At 63.7% G+C, this 23,370-nt stretch carries 22 protein-coding genes; 9 read left to right on the top strand and 13 right to left on the bottom strand.

Going from position 1 to position 23,370, the window contains the following annotated elements; translation table 11 throughout:
• Positions 1-398: 398 nt before the first annotated feature.
• From ACT541_RS09220 to ACT541_RS09165, 12 genes are all read right to left on the bottom strand, one after another.
• Positions 399-617, bottom strand: a complete 219-nt coding sequence (locus ACT541_RS09220; protein ID WP_476136184.1) for a DUF2274 domain-containing protein — start codon at positions 615-617, stop codon at positions 399-401.
• Complete coding sequence (locus tag ACT541_RS09215; protein WP_476136182.1) at positions 614-1,831, bottom strand: TraB/TrbI/VirB10 family type IV secretion system protein; 1,218 nt, start codon at positions 1,829-1,831, stop codon at positions 614-616. The genes ACT541_RS09220 and ACT541_RS09215 overlap by 4 nt, the downstream gene beginning before the upstream one ends.
• A complete protein-coding gene (trbG, locus tag ACT541_RS09210; RefSeq protein ID WP_476136180.1) occupies positions 1,828-2,904 on the bottom strand; it encodes a P-type conjugative transfer protein TrbG in 1,077 nt (358 codons plus the stop codon). The genes ACT541_RS09215 and trbG overlap by 4 nt, the downstream gene beginning before the upstream one ends.
• Positions 2,901-3,590 (bottom strand): conjugal transfer protein TrbF, encoded by a 690-nt coding sequence (gene trbF, locus ACT541_RS09205; RefSeq protein ID WP_476136179.1) that lies wholly within the window; start codon positions 3,588-3,590, stop codon positions 2,901-2,903. The genes trbG and trbF overlap by 4 nt, the downstream gene beginning before the upstream one ends.
• The gene (gene trbL, locus ACT541_RS09200) at positions 3,590-4,879 is read right to left on the bottom strand and encodes a P-type conjugative transfer protein TrbL (protein ID WP_476136177.1); all 1,290 of its coding nucleotides are present in this window, start codon (positions 4,877-4,879) and stop codon (positions 3,590-3,592) included. Before trbL ends, trbF begins: the two co-directional genes overlap by 1 nt.
• A 9-nt stretch (positions 4,880-4,888) precedes the next feature.
• Entirely contained in the window at positions 4,889-5,146 is a 258-nt protein-coding gene (trbK-alt, locus tag ACT541_RS09195) for a putative entry exclusion protein TrbK-alt (RefSeq protein ID WP_217928149.1), read from the bottom strand.
• 10 nt (positions 5,147-5,156) lie between these two features.
• Positions 5,157-5,915 (bottom strand): P-type conjugative transfer protein TrbJ, encoded by a 759-nt coding sequence (trbJ, locus tag ACT541_RS09190; protein WP_476136175.1) that lies wholly within the window; start codon positions 5,913-5,915, stop codon positions 5,157-5,159.
• A complete protein-coding gene (trbE, locus tag ACT541_RS09185; protein ID WP_476136173.1) occupies positions 5,912-8,371 on the bottom strand; it encodes a conjugal transfer protein TrbE in 2,460 nt (819 codons plus the stop codon). The genes trbJ and trbE overlap by 4 nt, the downstream gene beginning before the upstream one ends.
• A 13-nt stretch (positions 8,372-8,384) precedes the next feature.
• Entirely contained in the window at positions 8,385-8,660 is a 276-nt protein-coding gene (locus ACT541_RS09180; protein WP_476136171.1) for a VirB3 family type IV secretion system protein, read from the bottom strand.
• Complete coding sequence (locus tag ACT541_RS09175) at positions 8,660-8,992, bottom strand: TrbC/VirB2 family type IV secretion system protein (protein WP_476136169.1); 333 nt, start codon at positions 8,990-8,992, stop codon at positions 8,660-8,662. Before ACT541_RS09175 ends, ACT541_RS09180 begins: the two co-directional genes overlap by 1 nt.
• Positions 8,989-10,002, bottom strand: coding sequence for a P-type conjugative transfer ATPase TrbB (trbB, locus tag ACT541_RS09170; protein WP_476136168.1), 1,014 nt, complete (start codon positions 10,000-10,002; stop codon positions 8,989-8,991). Before trbB ends, ACT541_RS09175 begins: the two co-directional genes overlap by 4 nt.
• 628 nt (positions 10,003-10,630) lie before the next feature.
• Positions 10,631-11,248, bottom strand: coding sequence for a phospholipase D-like domain-containing protein (locus ACT541_RS09165; protein WP_476136166.1), 618 nt, complete (start codon positions 11,246-11,248; stop codon positions 10,631-10,633).
• Between ACT541_RS09165 and ACT541_RS09160 the strand changes: the two genes are divergently transcribed.
• The 6 genes from ACT541_RS09160 (at position 11,241) to ACT541_RS09135 (ending at position 19,974) form a co-directional block, all read left to right on the top strand.
• Positions 11,241-11,399, top strand: coding sequence for a hypothetical protein (locus ACT541_RS09160; RefSeq protein WP_476136165.1), 159 nt, complete (start codon positions 11,241-11,243; stop codon positions 11,397-11,399). The genes ACT541_RS09165 and ACT541_RS09160 overlap by 8 nt on opposite strands.
• A gap of 175 nt (positions 11,400-11,574) precedes the next feature.
• Positions 11,575-12,228, top strand: coding sequence for an SH3 domain-containing protein (locus ACT541_RS09155; RefSeq protein ID WP_476136164.1), 654 nt, complete (start codon positions 11,575-11,577; stop codon positions 12,226-12,228).
• Positions 12,229-12,782: 554 nt separating this feature from the next.
• On the top strand, positions 12,783-14,054 hold the full coding sequence (locus tag ACT541_RS09150) for a phosphoribosyltransferase-like protein (protein ID WP_476136162.1): 1,272 nt from the start codon (positions 12,783-12,785) through the stop codon (positions 14,052-14,054).
• 187 nt (positions 14,055-14,241) lie between these two features.
• Positions 14,242-15,399 carry a reverse transcriptase family protein gene (locus ACT541_RS09145; protein ID WP_476136160.1) on the top strand — a complete coding sequence of 386 codons (1,158 nt, stop codon included), beginning with the start codon at positions 14,242-14,244 and terminating at the stop codon, positions 15,397-15,399.
• Between the two features lie 632 nt (positions 15,400-16,031).
• Positions 16,032-17,990 (top strand): ATP-dependent nuclease, encoded by a 1,959-nt coding sequence (locus ACT541_RS09140; protein WP_476136158.1) that lies wholly within the window; start codon positions 16,032-16,034, stop codon positions 17,988-17,990.
• Positions 17,991-17,994: 4 nt separating this feature from the next.
• Positions 17,995-19,974 carry a UvrD-helicase domain-containing protein gene (locus tag ACT541_RS09135; protein ID WP_476136157.1) on the top strand — a complete coding sequence of 660 codons (1,980 nt, stop codon included), beginning with the start codon at positions 17,995-17,997 and terminating at the stop codon, positions 19,972-19,974.
• 310 nt (positions 19,975-20,284) lie between these two features.
• Here the strand turns inward: ACT541_RS09135 and ACT541_RS09130 are convergent, their stop codons facing one another.
• Positions 20,285-21,184 (bottom strand): LysR substrate-binding domain-containing protein, encoded by a 900-nt coding sequence (locus tag ACT541_RS09130; RefSeq protein WP_476136155.1) that lies wholly within the window; start codon positions 21,182-21,184, stop codon positions 20,285-20,287.
• Between the two features lie 165 nt (positions 21,185-21,349).
• On the opposite strand from ACT541_RS09130, the gene ACT541_RS09125 reads away from it, so the two are divergent.
• The 3 genes from ACT541_RS09125 to ACT541_RS09115 are packed head-to-tail and all read left to right on the top strand — an operon-like array spanning position 21,350 to position 23,084.
• On the top strand, positions 21,350-21,889 hold the full coding sequence (locus ACT541_RS09125) for a sugar ABC transporter (protein ID WP_476136153.1): 540 nt from the start codon (positions 21,350-21,352) through the stop codon (positions 21,887-21,889).
• Between the two features lie 6 nt (positions 21,890-21,895).
• Positions 21,896-22,222, top strand: a complete 327-nt coding sequence (locus ACT541_RS09120) for a hypothetical protein (protein ID WP_476136152.1) — start codon at positions 21,896-21,898, stop codon at positions 22,220-22,222.
• Positions 22,223-22,244: 22 nt separating this feature from the next.
• Positions 22,245-23,084 (top strand): MBL fold metallo-hydrolase, encoded by an 840-nt coding sequence (locus ACT541_RS09115; RefSeq protein ID WP_476136151.1) that lies wholly within the window; start codon positions 22,245-22,247, stop codon positions 23,082-23,084.
• Positions 23,085-23,370: the final 286 nt, after the last annotated feature.

The following is a 23,370-nucleotide window of genomic DNA, read 5'->3' as shown; positions in this document are numbered from 1 at the left end:
CTTTAAATGGCGTTTTCAATACCCTTCAGCAGAGGGCTACATATGGCCCCATAAATAGGAAATTTGAAGTTTACGTGCCAAATATGGCCCTATAAATCACTTTTTTCTTTCCATCGCGAAATCGGCAGCATTCGTCCGGAGAGGGTCCGGCACCGGAGCCGGCAGGATGCCCCCGATGGTCAGCCGATCCCCCGTGCAGGGCAACATGAAACGCTCCCACATCGACACGATCGGTCAGACTGGACCGACGGACGGGTGCCCCGTTTCGCGACCGTGGATTTTCACGAGAGCGGATCTGGTCACGATGGAGAGAGGGGTGTCAGGATCCCGACGATCAGACGCCCCGGGGGATGGAATTCGGTCACGACTTTCCGATGTTCATTCCGAACGCCCAGCGCTCACCGCCCCGCCTTCGATCTCCTGAACCCCCGATCCGTCGCCATGAACCGCTCGATCATCGGTGCGATCAACTTCGCCGGCTCGGGCGCCACCTGCCCGGTCTCTCGTGCGAGCGCCTCGGCATAGGCGACGAGATCACGGTGCACCGCAGCCGGCAGCTCGACCGTGAGCTTGACCGGTCTATCGTCGGAAAGTGCTCCGAGCTTCAACTTGGTCATGGCATCTGCCCTCCGTAAGGCGCCAACACGAGATCACGATTGACGATGACCCGGACCGGGAACCCCGGCCGGATCGTCAGGGTCGGCTGGATGTTGAGTTGACGCTGCACGACCTGCTGGCCGGTGTTGTTGATGCTGTCGGCGGCCCCGTTACGCACGGCCCGCACCAGATCGCTCTCGGTGCCCGACGAGCCGAGCTGGGTTCCGACCCCCAGCAGGGTCGAGAGCGCCGCAGCCTTGGCGAGATCCCACCAGTGATAGTCGACCTCGTCCTGGAGCCCGGAGAAGCCGGTTGCATCCGCTCCCTGCTGGCGCTCCAACACGATCGACTGACCGTCTGGGAGAAGCAGCCGGTTCCAGACCAGGAGGACACGGCTCTGCCCAAAGGCGACCTGGCTATCGTATTGACCGACGAGACGAGAGCCCTGCGGGATGAGCAGGAACCGGCCCGTCGGCGTGTCGTAGACGTTCTCGCTCACTTGGGCGGTGATCTGGCCGGGGAGGTCGGAGCGGATGCCGGTGATCAGCGCCGCCGGGATCACCGTCCCGGCCTGGACGACGTAGGGCGAGGCGACCGGAGCGAGTCTGTCGGCCGAGACGGTGCGACGATCGACGGTGCCGTTGACGAAGGCGAGCTGCCGCTCGGCCGCACTCGGCGTCGACGGCTGCGGCGCGAGACCGAGGGCCGCAAGATCCGGCGTCACCGGCTTCGCCGTTACGCTCTGGCTGGTGGAAGCCGAACCGGCAACCGGCTCCCGCATGACGTTGCGGGTCTCGGTCTGGGTGAAGAGCCGGCTGATGCGGGCCGCCTCGCTCTCCTGCGTGCGGCGTTGTTCCTCCTGGCTGACGCCGGGCACCGGCATCGGGTTGGGCAGCGGCTGTCCCCTGCCCTGAGCCTCGAGGATCGGCCGCCCGAGATCCCCCGGCAGCGCCGGGCCGAGCTTCGGAATGCCGGCATAGTCCTTCGGCAAGGTCGCGAGCCCGTCGGCCGGGGCGTGGTTGCCGGTGGCATAGAGCTCGTCGCCGCCCGAACGACCGCTGCGGCTCTGAAGCGCATAGACCAGCACGCCGGCGATCACCAAGGCCGAGACGCCGCCGAGCCCGATCAACACCTTGCGCGACAGACGCGTCACCCGCGACCGTTCCCCGCGTAGCCGCAGGTCCGGCGTGACGATACCGGCGCCGCCCCTGCCCTTGTCGTTGCTCCCCGTCATGACCGCGGTCTCCCATCGGTGCGGACGATGCGGACGCGCCGTTCGCTGTCCTTGTCGCCGAGGCGGAGTTCGGCGGCGGCGAAGAGGCGATCGACGACATAGTAGTTCTGGCGGGCACGGTAGTTGACGAGTTCCGAGCCGCCGCCGGCGCCGATCACGAAGAGCGGCGGCATCTCGCCCTGGCCGATGCCCGAGGGGAACTCGATGAAGACCTTGGAGCCGTCGTCGAAGGCGCGCAGCGGCCGCCACGGCGGCGTATCGCCCTCGATCTGGTAGCGGAAGTTCAGCTTCGAGACGTCGATCCCGGCCGCGACCGGCTGGACCGCCTGCGCCTCGGTGTTCTGACGGCGCAGAGCGACGAGCTGATCCTGTGGATAGGACCAGGAGACCGAGGCCATGTAGGCCTTCTCGGTCGAGCGGAGTTCGAGGTGATAGGTGCGGCGGTCGGTGTTGACGACGAGGTTGGTGGTGAGATCCGGCCGTGTCGGCTTCACCAGGATGTGGATCTGCTTCGACGTCCCCGTCCCGCTCTCGGTATCGCCGATGATCCAGCGCACCGTGTCGCCGGCGGCGACCGGTCCCGAGCCGACCAACTGCTCGCCCGCCTGAAGCGCGATGTCGGTGATCTGGCCGGTGGCGGCATAGACCTGATAGAGGGCGCCGGCGGTGAAGGGATAGACCTGGATCGCGTTGATGAAGCCGTTGCGGACCGGCTCGACCCGCGCCGCCGCATTGGCCTCGCTGACCCGGCTGGTCGGATCGGCCGCCTCCGGCGGGCTCTTGCCGCCTTTGACCGGCTTCATCTGACCGGGGAGCGGCAGCGGTTTGGGGAGCACCACCACCTCGACCGGCAGCGGCGGGTCGGCGGCGACGACCGCGGGTGCGGCATCGTCGTAGTCGATGTCGGGCGGAATGAACTTGTCGGAGGCACACCCGGCGAGCACGGATACGGACAGCAAGAGAACCGGCAATACGGCTCTGTGTCGATCCGTGGAACCGGATCTCCGGTTCTGCGGATCGGCGGCGATCAGGCGAGCCGGAAGGCCGGCTCCGTGGGATTGCGGCCGGGTCATTGTCCGAGCTCCTTCGACCAGTCGATGGCATTGACGTAGATGCCGAGGGGGTTCTTGCGCAGCCGATCGGCGTCGCGCGGCGGTTGGATCACGATCGACAGGATGGCGGTCCAGCGAGAGGTCTCAGCCAGCGCCCCATCGGCGTAGCGCCGCTCGACCCACGCGACCCGGAAACTCTCCGGCGAGGCACGAATGACGCTGGAGATGTCGACGGCGATCTGCGCCTTGCCGACCTTGGCGAAGGGATCACCGGCACGGGCCTGATCGTTGAGGGCGAGGGCACCGCGATCGGTGGTGAAGTCGTAGGCACGCAGCCAGTTCTGGCGCAGGATCACCGGGTCGGCGGGGATCGAGCGGACCTCTTCGACGAAGTGGGCGAGGTGCCAGGCAATTTGAGGATCGCTCGGGCGGAAGTCGGCGGTGGCGGCGGCGACACCACGAGCCTCACCGAGCCGATCGACCTCGACCACCCAGGGGACGACGGTGCCGCGCGCCGACTGCCAGACGAGGGCGCTTGCAAAGCCGGCAGCGAGCGCCAGACAGCCGAAGGCCATCAGTCGCCAGTTCTTCGCCTGGACGCGGGCCGAGCCGATGCGCTCGTCCCAGACCTGAGCGGCCTTCTGATAGGGAGTCTCCGGCACCGGTGTGGTGGCGTAGCGGACGGAGGGGCGTCGGAAGACGGACATCACGGCTCCTTCTGGGAGAGATCGACGGAGGCACCGCCGCCATGGGCGTCACCGGAGCGAACGGCATGGGTGACGGTGGCGGCGCCATGGTTCAGCGTCTGGGCGCGCTTCATACGCTTCGCCCAATCCGGTGTGCCGACGGCCCCGGACGAAGAGGGTGACGAGGCCACGCCGCCGTCGGCGCCCGCCCCCTCCCCACTCACCGCGTGGTGACCGGCCGCGAAGCTCGAGTGCAGACTGGCGGCGGCATGCCGCAGCGGCGCGGAGACTGCCGCAGCCCCCTGAGCGGCGGCGGTGGCGAGCACCCCGGCGGTGCCACCCGAGCGATAGGCGGCGGTCGCACCGCCGGCGAGCGTCGCACCGGTTTGCGCCGCTGCCGCAGTGCCGGCGCCGAGACCACGTACCGCCATGCCGGTGGCGGCACCTCCGGCGAGCGCCATGCCGCCGGCAGCGAGACCGGTGCCGACGGCGGCTCCCGCCCCGAGCTGCGGGCCACCGGAGATCAGCCCGTTGGCGATGCCGGGTCCGAAGATGCCGAGGCCGAGGAGGGACAGGGCGGCGAGGACGATCGCCATGGCGTCTTCGATGGTCGGCTGGCTACCGCCGAAGCCGGCGGTGAACTCGGAGAACAGGGTCGAGCCGATGCCGACGACGACGGCGAGCACCAGCACCTTGACGCCGGAGGCGACGACGTTGCCCAGCACCCGTTCGGCGAGGAAGGCGGTCTTACCGAAGAGGCCGAAGGGGATGAGGACGAAGCCGGCGAGCGTCGTCAGCTTGAACTCGATCAGGGTGACGAAGAGCTGGATGGCGAGAATGAAGAAGGCGAGGAGGACGAGCGCCCAGGCGAAGAGCAGCACGGTGATCTGCAGGAAGTTCTCGAAGAAGGCGACGTAGCCCATGAGGCCGGAGATCGCCTCGAGGATCGGCCGACCGGCATCGAGCCCGACCTGCGCCACCTTGCCCGGCCGCAGCAGATCGGCGGTCGAAAACCCGGTGCCCGACGCCTTCAGGCCGAGGCCGGCGAAGCTCTCGAAGACAATGCGGGCGAGACTGTTCCAGTTGCCGATCAACCAGGCGAAGACTCCGACGAAGAGGGTCTTGCGGACGAGGCGAGCGACGATGTCCTCGCCCTCGCCCCACGACCAGAACAGGGCGGCGAGCGTCACGTCGATGACCACCAGGGTCGAGGCGAGGAAGGCGACCTCACTTCCGAGGAGACCGAAGCCACTGTCGATGTAACGGGTGAAGACCTCGAGGAAACGATCGATGACGCCGGTGCCGCCCATGGTCCGCCCTCACTTCGATCCGAGGAAGTGACGACGGCTCTCGCCCCAGACGTCGAGGCAGGCGGCATCACGCGCGCCGGCCTCACCGAGATCGCGGCAGCGGGCGAGTTCGGCCTCGAACCGGTCGGAGGAGAGGCGCGCCGCGGGCGATCCCCTGCCCTCGCCGACCACTCGATCGGACCGGCCGCCGAACTCGATCGCCGCGACCGCGAGCGCCGAGACGACGAAGGCGAGAGCCGCAGCGCGGACGACGATCTTCGGATTCATCGCCGACGCCTCACTGATGGAACATCTGGGCGCTGCCGGCCTGGTAGCCGGCACCGGGGGCGAGGAAGCGGCTGCGCTGCTCGCGCGCCTGATCGGCGGCGGCGGCGCGCTCGGCCGCCTCGAGGCTCTGGGCTCGGGCCTGCGCCGTGACGACCGCTGTCAGATCGGTCAACTGCTGGGTCTGGAGCGCCAGGATCTGGTTGCCGGCCTGTGCCGCCTGGAGCGCGCCGGTCGCCCCCTGGCTCGCGGTCACCAGCGACGACATCTGCGTCTTATAGCTGTCGAGATTGCCGACGACGCCGACCTGCACCCGCATGGTGTCCTGGAGGCCGGCGACCGTCGTCTGCCAGCGCGCCTTGGCCGCATCGATCAAGGCCTGGTCGGAGGCCGAGGTCGACGCCGGGCCGTAAGTGGTGGAGAACGCCTTGTCGACGTCCTGGACGCTGTAGGCGATATTCTGCGCCTGGGTCAGAAGCTGCTGGGTGCGCTGCACCGACTGCTGGATCTGAGCGAGCGACGATGCCGGCAGGCTCGCTAGATTGCGGGCCTGGTTGATCAGCATCTGCGCCTCGTTCTGCAGCGAGGTGATCTGATTGTTGACCTCCTCGAGAGACCGGGCGGCGGTCAGGATGTTCTGGCTGTAGTTCCAGGGGTCGAACACCGTGATGGCCCGGACCGGCACCGACATCGACACCGACACCGCGATCGGAGCGGCGAGTGCGGTGGCGGCGAGGAGCGCGATGCGCGCGCGGGAGCGAATGCGGGTCATGACCGGACCTCCGTCGTGACGATGGGTTCGAGATTGGTGAGATCGGGGATGAGGTCGGCCGCCCAGGCGACGTCCTTCGCCCGGAGCCAGGCGTCGACGAAGCCGTCACGGCCGTGCTCGGCGAGAATGTCGGCGATCGCCGCCTGATCGGTCTTCGACGAGGCGGCGGCGAAGGCGAGCGCCACCTCGCCCAGTCCGAGTTCGAACAGGCGGTTGCCGCGCCGCGACTGGCAGTAGTAGTCACGCTTCGGCGTCGCCCGCGCGAGGATCTCGATCTGACGGTCGTTGAGGCCGAAGCGGCGATAGATCGCGGTGATCTGCGGCTCGATCGCCCGCTCATTCGGCAGCAGCAGCCGGGTCGAGCAGCTCTCGATGATGGCGGGAGCGATGGCGCTGGCGTCGATGTCGGAGAGCGACTGGGTGGCGAAGACGACGGAGGCGTTCTTCTTGCGCAGCGTCTTCAGCCATTCGCGGATCTGGCCGGCGAAGCCCTCGTTGTCGAGGGCGAGCCAACCCTCGTCGATGATGAGCAGTGTCGGCCGCCCGTCGAGGAGGCCTTCGATGCGGTGGAAGAGATAGGCGAGCACCGCCGGCGCCGCCCCGGTGCCGATCAGACCTTCGGTCTCGAAAGCCTGGACCGAGGCGCCTCCCAACCGTTCGGCTTCGGCGTCGAGCAGTCGGCCATAGGGCCCGCCGAGACAATAGGGTTGCAGGGCTCGCTTCAGCGCCGTCGACTGCAGCAGCACCGACAGGCCGGTGAGCGTGCGCTCGGCGATCGGCGCAGAGGCAAGCGAGGTCAACGCCGACCACAGGTGATCCTTCACCTCCGGAGTGATGGTCGTGCTCTCGCGCGCCAGGATCGCCCCGACCCATTCGGCCGCCCAGCCGCGCTCGGCGACGTCGTCGATGTGGGCGAGCGGCTGCAGCGCGACCGGCTCGTCGCCGGCCTCCGACAGAGCGCCGCCGAGATCGTGCCAGTCGCCGCCACAGGCGAGCGCCGTCGCCCGGATCGATCCACCGAAGTCGAAGGCGAAGATCTGGTTGCGGCGATAGCGCCGGAACTGTAGCGCCATCAGCGCGAGGAGCACCGATTTGCCGGCGCCGGTCGGTCCGACCACCAGGGTGTGACCGACGTCGCCGACATGGAGCGAGAAGCGGAACGGCGTCGCTCCCTCGGTGCGGCCGAAGAACAACGGCGGGGCGGAGAAGTGCGTGTCGCTCTCGGGTCCGGCCCAGACCGCCGAGAGCGGGATCATATGGGCGAGGTTGAGGGTCGAGACCGGCGGCTGGCGGACGTTGGCGTAAGGATGACCCGGGAGCGACCCGAGCCAGGCCTCGACCGCATTGACCGTCTCGACCATGCAGGTGAAGTCGCGGCCCTGGATCACCTTCTCGACGAGCCGAAGCTTCTCGTCGGCAACGCGCGGGTCGTCGTCGAAGACCGTTACCGTGGCGGTGACATAGGCCGCGCCGACCTGATCGGCGCCGAGCTCCTGCAGCGCCGCATCGGCGTCCGACGCCTTGTTGGCGGCGTCGGTGTCGACGAGAACCGAAGCCTCGTTGGTCATCACCTCCTTGAGGATCGCCGCGATCGACTTGCGCTTGGCGAACCACTGGCGGCGGATGCGGGTCATCAAGCGCACCGCATCGGTCTTGTCGAGCATGATCGCCCGCGTCGACCAGCGATAGGAAAAGGCGAGGCGATTGAGTTCGTCGAGGATGCCGGGCGTGGTCGCGGTCGGGAAGCCGACGATGGTGAGGACGCGCAGATGCGTCGATCCGAGCCGTGGTTCGAGCCCGCCGGTCAGCGGCTCGTCGGCGAGCAGCACATCGAGATGCATCGGGATCTCGGGAACGCGGACACTCTGACGCGTGGTCGAGACGCAGGCGTGCAGATAGGTGAGTGTCTCGCCGTCGTCGAGCCAGCCGACCTCGGGCATGAAGCCTTCGACCAGTTGCAGGACCCGTGTGGTGCGGTCGACGAAGCCGTGCAGCACCGCCTGCGCGTCGGCACCGGTCGAGCGGTCGCGCCCCTCGTAGAGGAAGCGTTCGGCCCGTGCCGCTTCTTCCGCCGGCGGCAGGAACAGGAAGGTCAGGTAGTAGCTCGACTCGTAATGTGCCCCCTCCTCCTCGAACTCGGCCTTGCGCTCGGCCTCGACCAGCGCCGAGGCGACATCGGGAAAGCGGCTCGCCGGATAGCTACCGGCGGGATGACGTTCGGCTTCGACGAAGATCGCCCAGCCGGAGCCGAGGCGACGCAGGGCGTTGTTGAGACGGCCGGCGACGCCGACCAGTTCGGCGGGAACCGCACTGTTGAGATCGGGTCCGCGGAACCGGGCGGTGCGCTGGAACGAACCGTCCTTGTTCAGCACCACGCCGGGGGCGACCAGCGCCGCCCAGGGCAGGAAGTCGGCGAGCGCGGTGCTGCGCCGGCGATACTCGGCGAGGTTCATCATGATGGTCGTCCCCTCAGATGCCGAGGTGGGTGGGGATGCGCAGATGGCGGCGCACCACGTCGACGAAGGCCGGGTCACGCTTCGCCGCCCAGACTGCGGCGGCGTGACCGACCGCCCACAGGACGAGGCCGACCAGCCACAGCCGCAGGCCGAGGGAGACGGCGGCGGCGAGAGTCCCGAGCAGGATCGCGACCGAGCGCGGCGCTCCACCAAGCAGGATCGGTTCGGTCAGCGAGCGGTGGACCGGCACGGTGAAGCCCGTGACAGCCATGTCGTTGGGATCGGCCATCAGACCAGCGCTCCACCGGCGAAGGAGAAAAACGACAGGAAGAAACTTGAGGCGGCGAAGGCGATCGACAGGCCGAAGACGATCTGGATCAGCCGGCGGAAGCCGCCGGAGGTGTCGCCGAAGGCGAGCGTCAGACCAGTCACCACGATGATGATCACGGCCATGATCTTGGCGACCGGTCCTTCGACCGACTGCAGGATCTTCTCCAGCGGCTGCTCCCACGGCATGCTCGAGCCGGAAGCCCAAGCCGAAGGCGCGAGAACGATGTTGAAGGCGACGAGGGCAGTACCGACGGCGAGGTGGCGGCGCAGAGCGGTGACACGACGGATCATGCGGGGTCTCCGTTGACGGGCATGGAGGGACGCGAGGAGGACGGCTCGACAGCGCCCGCGACGACGCGGTAGTCGCCGGTCACCGGATCGAGACCGGTGACCACGCCGAGTTCGACGAGGCGGCGCGCGGCACCACGGCCGGCGAGCACCGCGACGAGATCGATGGTCTCCGCGATGAGGGCGCGGGGGACGGTGACGACGGCTTCCTGGATCAGTTGCTCCAACCGCCGGAGCGCCCCGAGGGCCGATCCGGCATGGATGGTGCCGATGCCGCCGGCATGACCCGTCCCCCATGCCTTCAAGAGATCGAGAGCCTCGGCGCCGCGCACTTCGCCGATCGGGATACGGTCGGGGCGTAGGCGCAGCGATGAACGGACGAGATCGGAGAGTGAGGCGACGCCGTCCTTGGTCCGCAGCGCCACCAGATTGGGCGCCCGGCACTGGAGCTCGCGGGTGTCCTCGATCAGCACGACGCGATCGGAGGTGCCGGCGATCTCGGCGAGGAGCGCGTTGGTCAGCGTCGTCTTGCCGGTCGAGGTGCCACCGGCGACCAGAATGTTCTTCCTCGATACGACCGCCGCGCGGAGCACCTCGGCCTGAGGTGCGGTCACGATGCCGGCGGCGATGTAGTCGTCGAGGGTGAAGACGGCAACGGCCGGCTTGCGGATGGCGAAGGTCGGTGCCGCGACCACCGGCGGCAGCAGTCCCTCGAAGCGCTCGCCGGTCCCCGGCAGTTCCGCCGACACCCGCGGCGCCCCGGCGTGAACCTCGGCACCGACGTGATGGGCGACCAGCCGAACGATGCGTTCGCCATCGGCAGCCGAGAGCCGCTCACCGGTATCGGCGAGACCGGTCGACAGCCGGTCGATCCAGAGCCGCCCGTCGGGGTTGAGCATCACCTCGACGATCGACGGGTCGTCCAGGAACCCGGAGATGGCGGCCCCCAACGCCGTGCGCAACATGCGCACGCCGCGTTCCGCCGTCTCGGATCGTCGCTGGATGAGTGCCATGTCGTCCCCGTTCTCTGCGGGCCACAACCGGCGGCCCTGGATCGGGGATGATTAGAAGAGGCAGGAATTGGGGCAGAGCAACAACCGAAATGAGACCGGGGGCCACAGAGTAGAAATGGCGAGGATCGGCGGCTCTACTCTGGAGAAATCAGATCGGCAAAAGGAGCAAACGCCGGACGGCTACGCTCTCATCCGCTATGGAGTTCTTCATCGGAATCGACCCGAAGCGGAGATTCGAATCGACGGGCCTCCAATAGATCCGGCGCGGCGCGGCCGGCCTATCCGATCGGCAGGAGGGGCGCTGTTCTCGAGGACAACAAATCGAGCTCCGGAGCCGAGCGCTTTCACGACGCCTCTTTGCCGTCAACGCGAAAGTCCTGGTCTCGGCCGGTCCGAGACGACAAAGGTGTTCAGCGGGTTACATGCTCGGATCTCCGATCCGAGCGCCACAGTTTTGGTTGCTTCGCCCTGGCCGTGCTCGCCGCATGCAGCACATGTTTGTCGCCGAGGCCATCTCACGTGCGGCAGGTCCTTGGGGGCGTCACCCGAATGCCGATCGGGGTATCGGCTTTCCCGAACCAACAGCCTCGCGTCATTCCGGCGGAGTTCACGAGAATCTGCGCCGCTTTCACTCTGCCGCTGAAGCGGGTTTGGCTTCCGAGATCGGAACGGCCTTCTCCCACATGCGATCGAACGATGCTCGAAACCCCTCGACCAGTCGCGGGGCTCGCGTCACCACGAGATCGTTGTCCTGCTGCTTCAAGCCGCTCGCCGTGAGGTTCGCCGATCCCGATCGCAACAGTCGGCCGTCGACTGTGTAGGACTTCAGATGCATCAGTGGTCCCCGACGCTTCACGCGGATGTCGTCGGTCAACGGCCGCAGTCTCTCGAAATCCGACCTCTGCGATGGATCGAGTAGAATGCGCAGCGCCACACCACGCTCCTTCGCGTCGATCAGCGCCTCGATGATCGGGCGATCGGTCAGAATGAAGGCGGCGAGATCCACCGTGTCGCCGGCTTCGGCGATCAGATCGACATCGACGTGCTCGAGGTTTTCGACCGGCGCGTAATGGATCTCGAGCGCCTCCGCAGCGATGCCGACGCTCGGCATCAGCAGGGCAACGGCCACCCCGCCGGCGCGCAGGAAAGTTATCCCCGCATCCAGAAGGCGTGGCATCATCGATGACGAGGTAATGGAGAGCAAAGGCATGACGGAAAGATCCGAGTCGGCGGCGCGAATGATCACGGTGACATTGAAGGAACTCGTCCGCATCGCCGACGAGGGCGAGTTGCCGATGCTTTCCTACATGCTCGGCATGGCATTGATCGAAGCGCGAGCGCAAGGAGGAGGAGACGAGAGCCTTCCAGACAACGTCGTGCCCTTCGTCAAGAACTGACAAGCCCGGGCTCTCCCGTCTCCGAGCCGACCGACAACCACCGTAGCAGTGCATCCTGGGACGTTCACTGATGTAGTGCACAACATCTCGTCATACTATTTTGGTTGCGTTCGATGCTTGTGGGGTAGCCGGTCATGGCCAGACGTCGTGGAAGCGGAGGTGCCTCCTTCTCGGCTTGGCCGTTCTCGGTGGGCTGTTCGGTCTGGGAAAGGGCAGCGATCCGCCGAAGACATCTTTGCCAACGACGCCGGTGCAGACAGCTTACTCGCTGCAGCCGGTTTCGACCGAAGTCACTCCGACAGCGCCGCTCTACACCCCGGCGAGCACCGCCGCGACGAGTCCCGCCGAGCCGGCGCGCCTCGTCGTCTCGGGGCATGACGTTTCGTTGAGGAGTGGTCCAGGCCCGAAGACCAAGATCTTGGATCGCCTTCGTCAAGGAAGCGAGGTTTTGGAGTTGGAGCGCGAAACCGGCTGGGTCAAGGTTCGCCATCCCGTCACGGGCACCGACGGATGGGTGAAGGCGAGCCTCGTCCACTCGAAAGACCGCACAGCAGCGGAGGTGCCGCACGAAGCCCGCGAAGAGATCCGCCCACCCAAAGCCCCCATGGTGGCGACGTCGGTCATCGTCGCCCGTCTTCTCGCGGAGAGCCGCGCGAGCTATCCCGGAAATTGTGCCTGCCCCGACGACGTCGACAAACGTGGTCACCGGTGCGGAGCCAGAAGCGCCTATTCGCGCCCCGGCGAATATGCGCCTCTCTGCTATCCGCGCGACGTGACGGCGAAAATGATCGCCGAATACCGCAAGACACAAACGGCATCGGCTCAATAGGAGAAAGTACTCCTCCTGAGGTTGAGGCTGGGCTCGATTCACGGCCGCATCTCCAAGCTAGGAAACGTCGGCGTCCGGAAAATGCTGATTGAGCAGCCAGGTCGGCGAAGAACGCCCGCAGCGCCCCTGGGCGGTCTCCGAACGGGTCAGCGCGACCAGAGCCGCCACCGCTACGATCATTGCAACAGACCGGAAACTCGCAACATTGATAGAGGATCGTTTTGTGTCTAGGTGACGGCCTGCGACCCAAAGGGGACACTCGCTCACCGGCAGCGAGTAGGCAATCAGGGAGCCGAGCGCATGGCTCCTGCATTCCCGCCCGCGATCGGAGTGCAGCCTCACGATACTGTCGTCTTGTTGAGCGCGCTTCGATCGCTGGACGGAATTCAGGGGGTCTCTCGCGACTACCCCGTGAGGCTTCGGCCCAAAGATCGCGACCACCGGCCCTGCAAAAGGGTTGAACGCAAAAAAATGCCAGCCTGCAGCGCGCCCCGTTCCAGTGGAACGTTTCCCTTATCGCTTGAGCCAACAGGAAATTTCTGCTTCGATATATTATGCAGACGAGGGCGACTTTCATATCGGGTGAAGCAGTCAGGGGGTGGATCGGCCAGTTCGATCCGGCGGACCAAGCTGTCGCGGTCGAACTTCTTGAAGAGATCCGCTTCGTAAGCCAGGTCGAATTCGTCGAGCGCCTGCGCACGCTGATTCTGAGGCGTGGGCGCGCGGTTGAAGGAGCCATCGGGCTCTATGCAGAGCGCGAGCTGAACCACAGGGGCGGCAGCCCCCACCGGCTCTTCAAAGAAACTGAAGGCAAGGTTAAAAGGGCGTATGGTGCCGGGCCTGAAGCGGTCCGCCCTCTCAGGGCCTATGATCAGAATGTTGGCAGCGAAGGTATTGTCGCGCAGCTAATCTCGGAAGTCTGCCGCCAGTACCCGTCGAAATTTTTCTCTCACCCCGGTCCAGACCAGATACGCAAAAAAAGTATCCGGAGATTCGTCATCGTGACGGATTTTATCGGTAGCGGTAATCGCGTGCGTAGGTACTTGGGGGCTGCCTGGAAGGTACGATCTGTCAGAAGCTGGGTTTCTTCCAAGCAGGAGACCGGGCTGCGGATGGAGGTGGTTGCCTACTCCTCGACCCGTTCCGGACGCTGGTCGGTTGAGTCACACCGCTCCCAGCCAGAAGTTTATGTTGTTCGAATCTGCTCAACAATACACGACACGTACAACTGGCAAAAACGGCAACGTCTGACTAAACTTTGCCAGAAGTATGATCCAGCGGGTAAAGGTGGATTGGAGGCATTGGGATATGAAGGTGCCGGAGCGCTGGTCGCGTTTGCGCACGGAGTGCCCAACAACGCCCCCCGAATTCTCCATACCTCAGGGAAAAGCTGGATTCCCCTCTTTCCGGCACGGATCACCGCAGAGGTACGGCAGAATTTTCCAAACGACGAAAACGACCCATCTGTGATTGCGAACAAGCTGGTGGCGATGCGTCAGTTACGTCTGGCCAGAGTGACGTGGCTGAAGGGAATACGACCGCATTTGCGTGCAACGTTGTTGGTTTTGGCTGCACTGGCGCGCGCGCCTCGTGACTGTGAAACTTTGTCTTGCCGTACGGGACTTGCGATCGCTGATGTTGAAGATGCCGTTTGGCAGGCTTTTCGGATTGGCTGGATCGACGGCCACCGACGTCTAACTGATCGAGGGCACGCGGAATTGAGAAGCGCCCGTCAATTTGCCGCTCCTGAGAAAGCACTTCCGGAACCTCCTGAAATACCTTACTATCCAAAATCGCTGAGGGAACCAGTGCGAGTGTCTAGATGATGCCGGTAGCACCGGCGCCAACGGGTGACCTGCGGGTCATCTGTTTGTGGAGCGCAGATTCTGCGTCTTCGTGGACTAGCGTCCGCTCGAAGCTAAGGCATGCCGCGCGATGCCCGCCGCAAGCGGCGGTTCGGGGCGGTGTCTTGCTCATCGCGCGGCATGTCTCACCCCTTGGGTGTCAAAGTAGATGACTCACTGGAGCCCTCAGCAATATCGTGCAGAAGCACGGAGACAAGGTATTGATGCGGATGTGATCGCTCACGCTCTTGCGACGGCAGACGTCATTCAGGGCGTTCACCCGAATTTGCCACCAGTCTTCTCTTTAAGGCATCTCGCGCATCTTGCTGATGCTGATTATGGACTTCTCCGCAGCATTGCTTCACGTGTTCACGATGAGCCCTATCGCCTGTTCCGTATACGGAAGCGGCCTTCTTACGACGGTGAAGTGCGCTACCGTGTCATCGCTGTGCCCGATCCAGGATTAAAAAAGACGCAGCGGTGGATTGCCCAGAGCATCCTCTCCCACATTCGGCCACATCCTGCGAGCGTAGCCTTTTCCAAGGGCAATCGACTGGTAGATGCTGTTAAGCCCCATTGCGGAGCGCGCTGGATCGTAAAAATGGACGTCCGCAATTTCTTTGAATCGGTGACGGAGATATCCGTCTATAGGGTCTTCCATTCCTTAGGGTATCAGCCACTCGTCGCTCTGGAGATGGCGCGCATCTGTACGCGGCTTGGCTCGCAAACCCTTACTCGCAGGAAACCGCGCTGGCTCAGTCACCACCACTACGATAGCATCATCAGCTACAATGAAGCTCGACTTGGTCATCTGCCGCAGGGGGCTCCCACCAGTCCGATGCTGGCCAATCTTGCGGTGCAGGCATTCGATCAATCTATTGAGGAAGTGGCCCGGCATTTCGGCGTCATTTATACCCGGTATGCTGACGACCTCACATTTTCTACGGATGACAGGGGTTTTGACAGGGGCCGGTGCCGGTCGCTCATCGGTCAGACGAGCTATGTCATGGGGCGACACGGCTTCTCACCCAACGTCACGAAGACGTCGATACAGACGCCGGGCTCGCGCAAACTTGTGCTTGGTCTTCTGGTGGATGGCCAAGCCCCCCGGTTAACGCGTGAATTCAGGGAGAAGATGCGTCAGCATCTCTACTACCTCTCAGCCGAGGGCGCAGGTCCTTCCGCCCACGCTCGGCATCTGGGCTTTGCCGCCATCCGAGGGCTGAAAAATCATGTTTATGGTCTCGCCATGTTCGCTAGACAGATCGAACGCGCCTACGGCGAAGAATGTCTCGCAAGACTCAATGCGGTTGAATGGCCGGTTTAGGATGGGTTATGGAACAAATTGACGAATATTATTCGCCACGCCACTTTCTTAATTGATGAAAATACTTTCACCTGGCAATAGCCGAGAACGCTCCTGTGACCCGCGAACGGGTCTATTGCTACGAACCATATCACCAAATGCTATCCATCTGGCCATCAAATACACAACTCGCACTGAGCGGAGAGGTAGACAAGGCTGGCCATGGAATCCTACGCCAACTCGGCCTCCGGGCAGCAATCCCCGATCTGCTTGTCCACCTACCAGGTTACATGGAGCGCAACCATGCCATCATTGATGGTCAAGCCCGTCAGCGCAAGAACAGAAGGCATCAAGAAGGATATTGCTACCCTCTCGGAGCTTCGCATACGTGTCGGCTATCAAAGGGCAATCTATCTCTTTTGTGGCGGCATCGACATAGACGCGGTCGAGGCGATCGCTGATGATTACGAAAGATTGGCACCAATCGAGCTGTGGGATCATAAGGCGCCGGGGGAGAAAGCGGAACATATTTGTGATATTTTACGACAGTATCGACTGCTCTGTATTGGTAGATACTTCCAGAATCGATATAATCGCGCTCATCTCCGCTCGCTATCTGCGAGCAGAACTAGAAAACGGACAAGGAGGAGACGGTGTATATTTCCGAGATCTATGCGAACGGCTTTCGGTGTTTTGCGCCAGCCGCTCCGTTGCAACTTAAGCTCTCGCCGGGTCTCAATGTTCTCGTGGGTCCAAATGACTCTGGGAAGAGTGCAATTATAGACACCGCTCGTTACGTCCTTTGGACACGTGGTGATGACTACATCCGCCCGGATGAACATGACTTCCACGTCGGTGCCGATGGCGAGAGGGGTTGCGACTTCGTTGTACGATGTACTTTCGATGATCTGAGCGCGGACGAGGAAGCCCGCTTTCTGGAATGGTGCACCAACGAAAAGGGGAAGCTTCGTCTGCACGTCTGTATGCGGGGCGCTCGGCGTGTTTCTCCTGGCGGTGGCAGTATCATCTCAAGCCAGCATCGCGCCGGCGCCGAAGGCGAAGGCCTGCCGCTCGACGGTGAATTGCGCGAGTACCTGAAGGCCACCTATCTCAAGCCGTTGCGGGACGCCGAACGCGAGTTGCGAGCAGGGCGGCGGTCTCGGCTGTCGCGCATTCTGGGTGCGATGCCCACGATGGGAACTCAGAGCAAGCCAGCCACACCGGGCGCCAACGATACGCTTCACGATACGCTCGCCGCTGCAGACGCGGCGGTCCGGGGCAACTCTGCAGTCGGCAGCGTCGCCAGCAGCGTCAACACGGATTTCCTGGACAAGCTGTCTTTCGCGGACGACCGCCTCGTTGCGACGCTCGACCTTGGCGCAGGCGGGTCGTTCGACCAAATCCTCGAACGATTTGAACTCTACCTCAATGCTAAGGCAGGCGCCGAGCGCGTACAGCGCGGGCTCGGCTACAACAACCTTCTATTCATGGCGGCGGAGCTGCTGTTGCTCCAGTCGCATCCCGATCAGGTGCCGTTTCTGCTGATTGAGGAGCCGGAAGCGCATCTGCATCCCCAGCACCAAACGCTCTTCATGGAAGTGCTTGCGGCCCGTGTCGTCAAGCAACCTCCCGACAAGGGCGAGACCCGCCAGTTGGTTCAGGTCCTGCTCACCACCCATAGCCCGCAACTCGCGGCCGGTGCCGAGCTTGAGACCATGACGATGATCGTCGGTCACCGCGCCTTTCCGCTGGGCGCTGCCCATACCCGGCTCGAAACCGACGACTATGAATTCCTTCGTCGGTTTCTCGACGCGACCAAGGCCAACCTGTTCTTCGCCCGCGGTTTGATTGTGGTCGAGGGTGACGGCGAACACTTGTTGCTGCCGGCAATCGCTGAGAAGCTCAACCGTCCACTCAGCCGCCACGGCGTGTCGATCGTCAATGTCGGCCACCGTGGCCTGTTTCGCTACAGCCGGATTCTGCAGCGTAAGGCCGGGAACGCGATCCCGGTACCCGTGGCGCTGATCCCCGACAGGGACATCCCGCCACCCGAAGCGAAAGGCCTAGTCGGCGACCGCAAGACCGAGAACGAGCTGACCCAGGAAGAGATCGCTGCGCGGCTGAAGACACTGCGGCGCGACGTCGGAGATCCCGTCGACGCATTCATCGCCGATAGCTGGACACTTGAGTTCGATCTCGCGCTCAGGCCCGAGATTGCCGAGAGCGTACACCAGGCCGTCCAACTCGCTAAGACGAGCAGTCGTAAGCCTGAGTGGCTGGAGAAGATCGTGAAGAAGGCCAGCGAAACCTACGCAGGCTGGAAGGAGGCTGGACTCTCCACGACCGCGATCGCCGTCAAGATCTACCAGCCAGTCCATGACAAAGAGGTCTCCAAGGCCGAGGTCGCTGAGCAACTCGCCACCATATTGCGCAAGCGCACCGATACGCCGGAGCAGATGCGTGATCGGCTCCCGCCCTACCTGGTGCGCGCGATCGACTACGTGACGGGTGGCTATGTCCCGGGGACGCCGGCGGTTACCCCGGAGCCGGAAATCGAGGATGAAGAGAGCGGGGGCGCCGGGATGGAAGGCGCAGCAGCAGTGGAGGCGTAGCACCATGTTCGAGATCTTGCCGCTCACCCCCGAGCTGCTTGCCGAACTCGGCGACGAGCTGGGCGGCTGCGATTTCACTGATCCGAGTCAGACCGATTTCCTAGCGAAGGCCACGCCGTGCGACGTTCAGGCGGCGCCCGGCAATGGCAAAACGACGCTGCTCGCGGCCAAGCTCGCGCTGCTTTCGCGTAACTGGGCGGCCCGCAGACGAGGCGTCTGCGTCATCTCGCACACCAATGCGGCGCGGACCGAGGTCGAAGATTTGATCGCCCGTCACCCAACCGCGGCGCGGCTCATGGCCTATCCTCATTTCATTGGCACGGTCACTGCTTTCATCAATCAGTACCTCGCCTTACCCTACCTTCGGGGATTGGGCTGGACCATGCGCCAAATAGACGACGATGCCTTCGAGGCTGAGGCATTGCGGCGGTATCAGTCCTTCTGGGCACTAAAGAACCAAGCCAAACGTGCTGAAGCGACCGTAGAAAAGTGGGTAAGAAAGCTAAGCCTCGATCCGTCATTTGAATATAGAGAGATTGATCCCGATAGCCTTCCTGTATCGAAACAAAAGGGACAGCATGGGGCAGACACAAATTGCGGAAAAGCTTTGGCCAAACTGAAGGCCTCGATGGTCAAAGACGGTCTATATCGCTTTTCCGATATGACCGCACTCGCATGGCGCGCGCTCGCCGAAACCCCGGCTCTTGCTGAGCGGCTTCGCGATCGTTTCCCTCTTGTCATTCTGGACGAGGCGCAAGACACCCATGGCGGCCAGCTCCAACTGCTTGAACACGTCTTCAAGCAGGACGGGACAGCGTTCCAACGCCTTGGGGACAGCAATCAAACGCTCTATGAGGACGAAGGAACACCGCCAGCCTATTGGACACCGGGTCCCAGTTGTATCCCTCTCGATACGAGCCGCAGGTTCGGTGGCGAGATTGCAGGTTTTGCAAGCCGACTGACCATGCGCCAGGCTCAGACGATTGTGGGTCTGGGCACGCGGCCCGCATCGCGGGTGATGTTCCTGTTTGACGAGGTTTCGATCGGCGGGGTTCTCGGAGCCTTCGCAGAAGAAGCGCGAGCGCTGTGGGGCGACGATTGCAGCACGCGCGACATCTGGGCGGTCGCATCACGTCACAATCTGCCCGGCAAGAAAGGAGCTTGGCAGCCGAAGAGCCTTGTCAATTACCACCCCGCATATCGCAGTGAAGGTGGGTCGCACGGGAAGGCCAACCTTCTTTGCCGGCAGCTTCAGAAGGCTGCGGTTCATCATTCTGCATCACGCCCTCCCGCCGAGGTCAGCGAGATGCTCGCGATCGGCATTTCCGGCTTGGCGCGCGCCCATGGTTGGAGAGCAGCGAATGATCGTCCTATTGTCGCACACAACGTTTGGGCGGCACTATCGCACCGCGACCTCGCATTGCCCCGCACCGTACGTCGATTGCTGCGGGACCATGTGCTTGATGGTGCTGCGGTTTGGCAAGAGGCGGCGTGGTTAGCGTTCAGGGACGCTTTGCTACCCTTGTTCAGTCCGGTTCCCCTAGGTTCCGAGGGTGATATCGCGAATTTTTGCGCTTTCGTTTCTGAACAAGAGGTCGATCTTGTCGATCCCGATCGCCGCTCCACGAAGCAGGTGCAATTCGACGATCTCACGCTACGATTGGGATCAATTCATTCCGTTAAAGGCAAGAGCGTTGACGGGATTCTCATCGTCGAAAGTGAGGTGTGGAAAGGAAACAGCGCAGATGAAAAATGTTTCGATCTGCCAACTGTCCTTCCTCGCGCATTTGGCGTCACAAACGAACCCTTTAATGGTGTGAAGCTCACCGCCGCGACAAATGTCTTCGTGGGGGCAACCAGGCCGCGGGAATTGCTGGGTTTGGCGCTGCGCAAATCTGAAGCAATTCCCCTGATTGGACCCGCCACGAACCAGGGGTGGAAGCTTGTCGACCTGGTCGCTCAAGCAGCGGACCCAACGAAGTGAGTGCGGCAATGGCGCGGCTGATTCCGAAAAGTCCGTTCTCCAATCCAATTTCAATTGTCGCGGAGAGACACGCGACTAAGGAATCCGCTGGCCAACTTTGCTCGACAAGTTGGCTTCGACTAGTCTCCGTGGAAGAGAAGGTGACTTAGGCTGTCCACCTACAAACGGTTGCTCTTATACTCTAACTGCCGTCTTCCTTCAGCCCCGATCACGCCAGCAGTTGCCCGTCCCGAGACGGCGGCTTTCGGCGCGTTGCAGTCAATGACGGCTTGCGACCCGAAACGGAATGTGAAATCTCCGGCGACCGTCTTCAGCGCTTTGTATCGGGTAATCGGGCTTCATTGAGGAGCCACTCGGCAAACGCCTGAAGCGGCCCTTCGCTCGACCGCATCGCCTCCGGCATGACGAGGCAAAAGGTCTTGGAGATCGACGTTCCCTCCGGCCAGGGCGCGATCAACCGGCCATCGGCAATGTCCGCTTCGACATAGAGACGCGGCACCAGCGCGATCCCGAGGCCGGCGAGCGCGGCCTCGATCAGCATGGCGTGAAGATCGTAACGCGCGCCAATCGCCGGGTTGGTCAAGGTGACCCCGGTCTCTTCGGCATAGAGCCGCCAGGCGTCCGGGTTCTGGCGGCGATGGAGGCGCGGCAGTGCATCGAGGGCCGTCGCCGGGTCTCGCCCCGCGATCAGCGTGGGATGACAGACCGGCACCAGCACCTCGTGCAGCAGGCGGTGCGTCCGCATTCCCGTCCAGGCCGGATGCTCGAAATGGATGGCGGCGTCGAAGCCGCTGCCGGCGAGAACGAACGGTTCCATCCGCTCGGTGAGATGCACGGTGATGTTCGGATGCCGTTCCTGGAACCGCTTCAGGCGCGGGATGAGCCAGCGGGTGGCAAAGGTCGGCAGGGTGGCGATGTCGAGGCTCGCGCCGTCCTCCGGCTGGCCCATCAGATAGTGGCTGTCGCGTTCGAGCCGGTCGAGCGTTTCGCGAACCTGCGCCGCATAACGCTCGCCGTTCGGCCGGAGCCGCACGCGATTGCCGATCCGCTCGAACAGGGTGACACCGAGAAAGGCTTCGAGCCGGCCGATCTGGCGGCTGATCGCCCCTTCGGTCAGCGCCAGTTCGTCCGCCGCCCGCGCGAAGCTGCCGTGACGGGCCGCCGCCTCGAACGCCATGAGTGCGGAATGACTGGGAATCTTGCGGCGCATGGGCGTCTCCATGGTCGTCGCCGGGACGCAGTCCCTTCACCATGATGTTTGATCACTGAAGGATGACCATACATCGATATGTGACCGAAGATCGCACGGCTACCATGATCAAACATCAACGAAAGGCAAGCCGGTCACATCACGCGACCGGCCGAGGGCGATCCGATGATCTACACGGTGGAATGCAGCTTCGCCGATCCCGAGAGCGAAGCGGAGTGGAACGACTTCTACAGCCTGGACAAGCTGCCGGCGCTCGTCTCGGTGAGCGGCTTTCACACGTCGCAGCGGTTCAAGGCTCTGCGCGGTGGTTGCCCCGTCTATCTCGCCCTACACTCGATCGACGGCCTCGATGTCCTGACCGGCGAGGAATACCGCCGGAAGGGCGGCGGCAACTTCGCGCGCTGGCAACAGCACATCACCGACTGGCACCGAAACCTCTATGGCGGCGTCGAGCGTGCGCCGGCCATCGGAGAGGGCGAATATCTGGCGTCGAGCGCAAGAGGCCCCGAGGCTCTGATCCGGCTGGGCCTCACCCCCTACGCCATGCAGGCCGTCGCCATGGAGAAGGTCCCGGAATTCCGCTGGCTCGCCAAGGTGGAGCGCACCGGGATGCCCGACCTCGCGCATTCGCCGGAAGGTGTTCATTTCTATGCACCGATGACGGCGCAATTGACGAAGGACACTGCCTTCGACGAGGCACGGTAACGCCCGATGCCGAATGTCACGATCTACATCCCGGCAGGCGAGATGCCGTCGGACGAAACCCTCGCGGACCTCACGGTGCAATGCACCGAACTCTGCACGGGTATTCTCCGGGCCGCATTGGTGAACGTGCATGTCGTCTATGTCGCGGTTCGGCTCGGTCGCGGGCACCCGGCCTTCGCGGAGATCCAATATCGCCTCGAGCCCTTTCGGACGCCGCCGGTCATGGAGCGGTTCATGGAGGGGCTGGACGACGCCCTGAAACGCACAATCGGCCTCACCGCGCGCATCCGTTGCTTCGGCCATGCGGCGTCGAGCCTTCACGCGCGAAACTGAGCCGATGCCCGGAGAAAAAGCGATGTCCGATCTTGCATTCCCCAATCGACAGATCGGTGACCTGACCATCACTGCGATCAGTGACGGCTATCTGACCGCCAGCCTCGACTTCCTCTCGAATATCGACCCGGCCGATGCCTCGCGGATGCAGGAGAATGCGGGGATGAGGGATCCCGGTTCGATCCACATCAACTGCTACCTGGTGCGGGGCCGCGGTCGAACGGTCCTGATCGATGCGGGCGCGGGTGGGTTCAAGCAATGGGGCGGCCGGCTCAAGACCAATTTGCTCCTGGCCGGCGTCCGCCCTTCCGAGATCGACGCGATCCTGTTGACCCATGCCCATCCCGATCATGTCGGAGGACTGGTGAGCGCTTCGGGTGAAACCGTCTTCCCGAACGCCGAGCTCGTCGTCCACCGTCGGGAAGTCGCGTTCTGGCGCGACGACGGCAATCTGAGCCGCGCGCCCGAGCGTGCTCGCGGCAATTTCCACGTGGCGCGTCAGGCGTTCGACGGCTATCGCGACCGGCTGCGCACCTTCGAGGCCGGCGAAGTGCTTCCCGGCATGACGGCGGTGCCGCTTCCCGGCCACACCGATGGGCACACCGGCTACCGTCTCGAATCCGACGGTCGGAACCTGCTGGTCTGGGGAGACATCGTCCATTTCCCCCGAATTCAGATTCCGCGCCCGGATGTGACGATCGCCTTCGATCAGGATTCCCGGCTCGCCGCCGAAACACGAATGAGGCTACTCGACCTCGTCAGCTCGGATCGGCTGTTGATCGCCGGTATGCACCTGGGCGAACTCGGCTTTGCACACATCGAGCAAACGGGAGGAAGCTACGGCATCGCTTATGAGGAGTGAGTGTATCGCGCCCGCCATCTGGCCGGCGGGGCGAACTGTTCCTTTCGGCACGATGTGGGCGACGCCCCTCGACCCGAAGCGGACGCTCGAACCATCCGATTGGAACGGCAACTTTGCGCCCCATCCCAGTCATTCCTCCGTCCCTATGTCGCCCCCTATTGCGGCCGTTCGCGGAGACAATGTGCCGGCCGTGATCGTTCGCAACCGCGCTGCCGCCAAGCGCCTGAGCGAACAGCTCTCCAACATCCAGATGAGTTCAAATGCGTGCCGGACGCGACCCTGCCGG

The sequence above is a fragment of the Pinisolibacter sp. DMC100 genome (assembly GCF_056313705.1).
The sequence above is the reverse complement of the archived record's forward strand: the minus strand, read 5'-3'. Positions and strand labels throughout refer to the sequence as shown.